This window comes from Mesorhizobium sp. M7A.F.Ca.CA.002.05.1.1, assembly GCF_003998335.1.
GTDB lineage: Bacteria > Pseudomonadota > Alphaproteobacteria > Rhizobiales > Rhizobiaceae > Mesorhizobium.
In genome coordinates this window covers 1-4,549 of the sequence record NZ_RZQI01000480.1, presented here as the reverse complement: position 1 = coordinate 4,549, position 4,549 = coordinate 1, and the positions used below count along the sequence as shown (strand labels likewise).

Annotated in this window: 2 protein-coding genes and 1 pseudogene; 1 reads left to right on the top strand and 2 read right to left on the bottom strand. The window is 63.2% G+C overall.

Annotated features, from left to right (window positions below; genetic code table 11):
- Positions 1 to 63: 63 nt before the first annotated feature.
- Positions 64 to 1,485 (bottom strand): DEAD/DEAH box helicase, encoded by a 1,422-nt coding sequence (locus tag EN939_RS22010; protein ID WP_127269639.1) that lies wholly within the window; start codon positions 1,483 to 1,485, stop codon positions 64 to 66.
- A 408-nt stretch (positions 1,486 to 1,893) separates the two neighbouring features.
- Here EN939_RS22010 and EN939_RS22005 point away from each other — a divergent pair, with 408 nt between their 5' ends.
- Complete coding sequence (locus EN939_RS22005) at positions 1,894 to 3,426, top strand: acyl-CoA carboxylase subunit beta (protein ID WP_127269638.1); 1,533 nt, start codon at positions 1,894 to 1,896, stop codon at positions 3,424 to 3,426.
- Positions 3,427 to 3,466: 40 nt separating this feature from the next.
- On the opposite strand, the pseudogene EN939_RS22000 reads toward EN939_RS22005, so the two are convergent.
- Positions 3,467 to 4,549 (bottom strand): annotated as a pseudogene (locus EN939_RS22000) (hypothetical protein); the annotation flags it as partial.

The following is a 4,549-nucleotide window of genomic DNA, read 5'->3' as shown; positions in this document are numbered from 1 at the left end:
GCGTAAGCCAGATCGCGTTGTAATCAGTCAGGCTTAGCCTGGCTGATTACAACGCGATCTGGCTTACGCAGCCCGCGCAGCCGGACGCTTGCCGCCGAAGCGACGCTTGTTGTTGCCTTTGAAGGCCGGCTTGGCGCCTTCCGGCTTGCGCTCGCCTGCGAAGGCAGGCTTGTCGCCGAAGCGCTTCTTGCCAAAGCCGTTGCCCTTGTTCTCGCCACCGGGCCGCCTGCCGTCGCGACGGCCATTGCGGTCGTTGCGATCATTGGCCGGCTCGAAGCGCTCGTTCTTTTCAGCCGGATTGCGCAGCGGATCGGGGCTGCCGAGATGGTCGGCAACGATCGGCAGCTTGGTGCGGATGATGCGCTCGACCTGGCGCAGCTTGCTGTTCTCGGAAGGATCGCAAAGCGTGATCGCGATGCCGTCCATGCCGTTGCGGCCGGTACGTCCGATGCGGTGGACGTAGCTCTCGGCTTCATCAGGCAGGTCGAAATTCACGACATGGCTGATGCCGGGGACGTCGATGCCGCGCGCCGCAATGTCGGTCGCCACCAGAATGCGCACCGAGCCGTCGCGGAAATCGTTCAGCGCTTTCTGGCGGGCATTCTGCGACTTGTTGCCGTGGATGACGGCGGCCTTGAAGCCGTCGCGCTCTAGGTCCTTGGTCACCCTGTCGGCACCATGCTTGGTGCGCGAGAAGATGATGACGGACTTCATCGCCTCGTCGGCGAGCATCGTCGACAGAACCTGGCGCTTCTGCTTGGTGCGGGCAAAGACGACGCCCTGCACGATCTCGGCCGCCGCCGTGCTTTGCGGCGCGACTTCGACGCGGATCGGGTTCTTCAGCAGGCCCTTGGCCAGTTCGGCGATTTCATTGGGCATGGTCGCCGAGAACAGCACCGTCTGACGGTCGGGCGCCGTCGCCTTGGCGATGCGCTTGACGTCGTTGATGAAGCCCATGTCGAGCATGCGGTCGCCTTCGTCGAGCACCAGCCATTTGGTGTCGGCAAGCACGAGGTCGCCCTCACGCACAAGGTCGGTCAACCGGCCGGGCGTGGCGATCAGGATGTCGACGCCGGGAGCAACCTTCTTCACCTGACTGAAGCGGGACACGCCGCCGAGCACGAGCGCGGTCGAGACATGCGCACCCTTGGCGAGGATCTTGATCGTGTCTTCGATCTGCACGGCGAGTTCGCGCGTCGGCGCCAGAATCAGCGCACGCGCCGTCTTCGGCCGGCGCTTGGTGCCAAGCGCAATGATCTTCGACAAGATCGGCAGCGCGAAGGCCGCGGTCTTGCCGGAGCCGGTCTGGGCGATGCCGAAAATGTCACGGCCTTCCATCTGAGGGGGGATCGCCTGTGCCTGGATCGGCTTCGGCTCGGCGAAGCCGGCGTTGTGGGTGGCCTTGAGCAGCGCGCCCGTAATACCCAGTGCCGCGAAACCGGTGAGTTCCGCAGTGCTACCGGGCAAAGTGTTTTCGTTGGTCAAAATAATCTTCTTTCACGCGGCTTCTGGCCGCAAACATCGATGGCGGCAGGGCGCAACCTGCCGTCGAAAAATCTGTGATGAACGACAAGGCGGGCGGACGTATTCGTCCACTCGGCTGCGCTGTCGTGCCCGCAGGCATCATGCCACGGGGCTTTTTCACCGCTTTGTGATTTACCGGAAAAAGGGCCGATATACCGGAAAGAGGGAAAACAGACGCAACCAGTCTCATTCGTCGAGAAGGCCGGATTCGTTCCCGGCCCAAGCGCCTATGGGCTGCATATGGCTGAGTTCGCCGCCAAATGCAAGGGGCGTCATGCTGCAGCGCAACAAAACCCGTGGCGCAAGCGGCGCTTGCGCTCGCTTGCCGGCACGATTACCACGAAATGCCACTGGCTTGGGAGGTAATCGATGAAAGACGTTCTCAAGGAACTCGAGCGCCGCCGCGAGATTGCCCGCATGGGCGGCGGCCAGGCTCGCATCGATGCCCAGCACAAGAAGGGCAAGCTCACCGCGCGCGAACGCATCGAGGTGTTTCTCGACGAGGGCTCGTTCGAGGAATTCGACATGTATGTCGAGCACCGCTCGACCGACTTCGGCATGGAGAACACCAAGATCGCCGGCGACGGCGTCGTCACCGGCTGGGGCACCGTCAACGGCCGCCCGGTCTACCTCTTCGCCAAGGACTTTACCGTATTCGGGGGCTCGCTGTCGGAAGCGCATGCCGAGAAGGTCATCAAGGTGCAGGAGATGGCGCTGCGCAACCGGGCGCCGATCATCGGCCTCTACGATGCTGGCGGCGCGCGCATCCAGGAAGGCGTGGCAGCACTCGGCGGCTATGCCGAGATCTTTCAGCGCAACGTGCTGGCCTCAGGCGTCATTCCGCAGATTTCCGTCATCATGGGACCGTGCGCCGGCGGCGACGTCTATTCGCCTGCCATGACCGACTTCATCTTCATGGTGCGCGACACTTCCTACATGTTCGTCACCGGACCGGATGTGGTGAAGACCGTGACCAACGAGACGGTGACCGCCGAGAGCCTCGGCGGCGCTTCCGTCCATACGACGAAATCGTCGATCGCCGACGGAGCCTATGACAATGACGTCGAGGCGCTGCTGCAGATGCGCCGGCTGGTCGACCTGCTGCCGGCTTCCAACACATCGGAGCTTCCCGAGATCGAATGCTACCAGTCGGTCACCGACCATGATTTGTCGCTCGACCGGCTGATTCCCGACAACGCCAACAAGCCCTACGACATCAAGGAACTGATCATGAAAGTTGCCGACGAAGGCGACTTCTTCGAAATCCAGCAGAACTTCGCCAAGAACATCGTCACCGGGTTCGGGCGCGTCGAGGGCCGCACCGTCGGCTTCGTCGCCAACCAGCCGATGGTGCTGGCCGGCGTGCTCGATTCCGACGCCAGCCGCAAGGCGGCCCGTTTCGTGCGCTTCTGCGACTGTTTTTCGATCCCGATCGTCACCTTCGTCGATGTCCCCGGCTTCCTGCCTGGCACCGCGCAGGAATATGGCGGGCTGATCAAGCATGGCGCGAAACTCCTGTTCGCCTATGCCGAGGCCACCGTACCGAAGATCACCGTCATCACCCGCAAAGCCTATGGCGGCGCCTATGACGTGATGGCGTCGAAACATCTGCGCGGCGACATGAACTATGCCTGGCCGACGGCGCAGATCGCGGTGATGGGTGCCAGGGGGGCGGTCGAGATCATTTATCGCAAGGACATCGGTGACATCGAAAAGATCGCAGCCCACACAAAGGCTTACGAGGATCGCTTCCTGTCGCCCTTCGTCGCCGCCGAGCGCGGCTATGTCGATGAGGTGATCATGCCGCACTCGACCCGCCGCCGCATCGCGCGCGCGCTGCGCATGCTGCGCAACAAGGACATGCAGAACCCCTGGAAGAAGCACGACAACATCCCGCTGTGAGGCGTGGCTGGGCATCTATCCGAGGTAACCGTCGGGCAGCTCACTCCTCTTCCGCCGCGCCAAATCCCGCCCCCATGGTGGCGCGGACAGGGCTGCCCCATGGCGTCGCGTGATTGTCGATACGCATCTGGAAGATAAAGTAAGTCGGCGAGCAGAAGCCGATGCCTTTCACCTTGCCGATGCCCGGCGTGTCAGGCGGCAGTGACTGGCACATATAGTCCTCGCGGCAGAAATGATCGGCCGAACAGGCCGGCCGGTTGCCGCGATTGACGGCGCCGCCAAGACATTGGTCGAAATTGTTGGTGGCCACGCAGATATCGAATTTCTTGCCGCCGACCAGCCCGCAAATCTCGTTCGGCATCGGCTTGCCGGCTTTGAAGGCCGCGAAGTCGCGGTCCTTGTCGTCGCAGCCGCGATAAGCGATCCCGCCCGGCACGCCGATCTTCGGCGGCCGGCAGGTATAGGCGGTGCGCGAGACATCCGGGGCGAAGGCCGCGAACTGGCCCGATCTGCTGTAGCGGTCGTTGAAAGGCTGCACCGCGTTGCTGGCGATCGAGCCGGTCAGGCAGGGGTGGCCGGAAAACATTTTTTCGCTGTCCTTGGGCAGCAGGCATTGCGCCAGTTTCGTGTGCACGCCTGAAGCGGTGGCCAGCGGCGTGCAGACGGTGCCGCCGTCGCATTGCCAGGTCGCGCCGAACCGCGCGGCATCTTCCGGCATCAGGCAAGGCATGGCCATCTCCGCCGGCGCGTAATCAACCGCGTCGGCGTTCGTCCAGACCGCCGGCGGCGCAAAGGAGAGCGGACGGAAGCGGTTCGGCTGCTTGCCTTCGGCCGTGGCGGCGAGCCACGCCTGGCGCCGCGGGATCTCGGCATGAAGATGCGGCGAAATCCCGACCTCGATGCGGTTCAACGGCGATGTCGTCTTGTCGTCTAGCCCGATGAAATGGAAACCGGCCGTCGAACCCGCCTGATGGCAACCCTGGCAGGCGCCATTGTCCAGCCGCTCGACCAGCGCTTCCGGCGTGCGCACCAGTTTCAGCGCGGAATAATCGAGCGGTGCGAAATCCTTGGGCTGGAATAATTGCGTAAACGGATGATTGGCCTGCCGCGCGCTGCCGAAGGT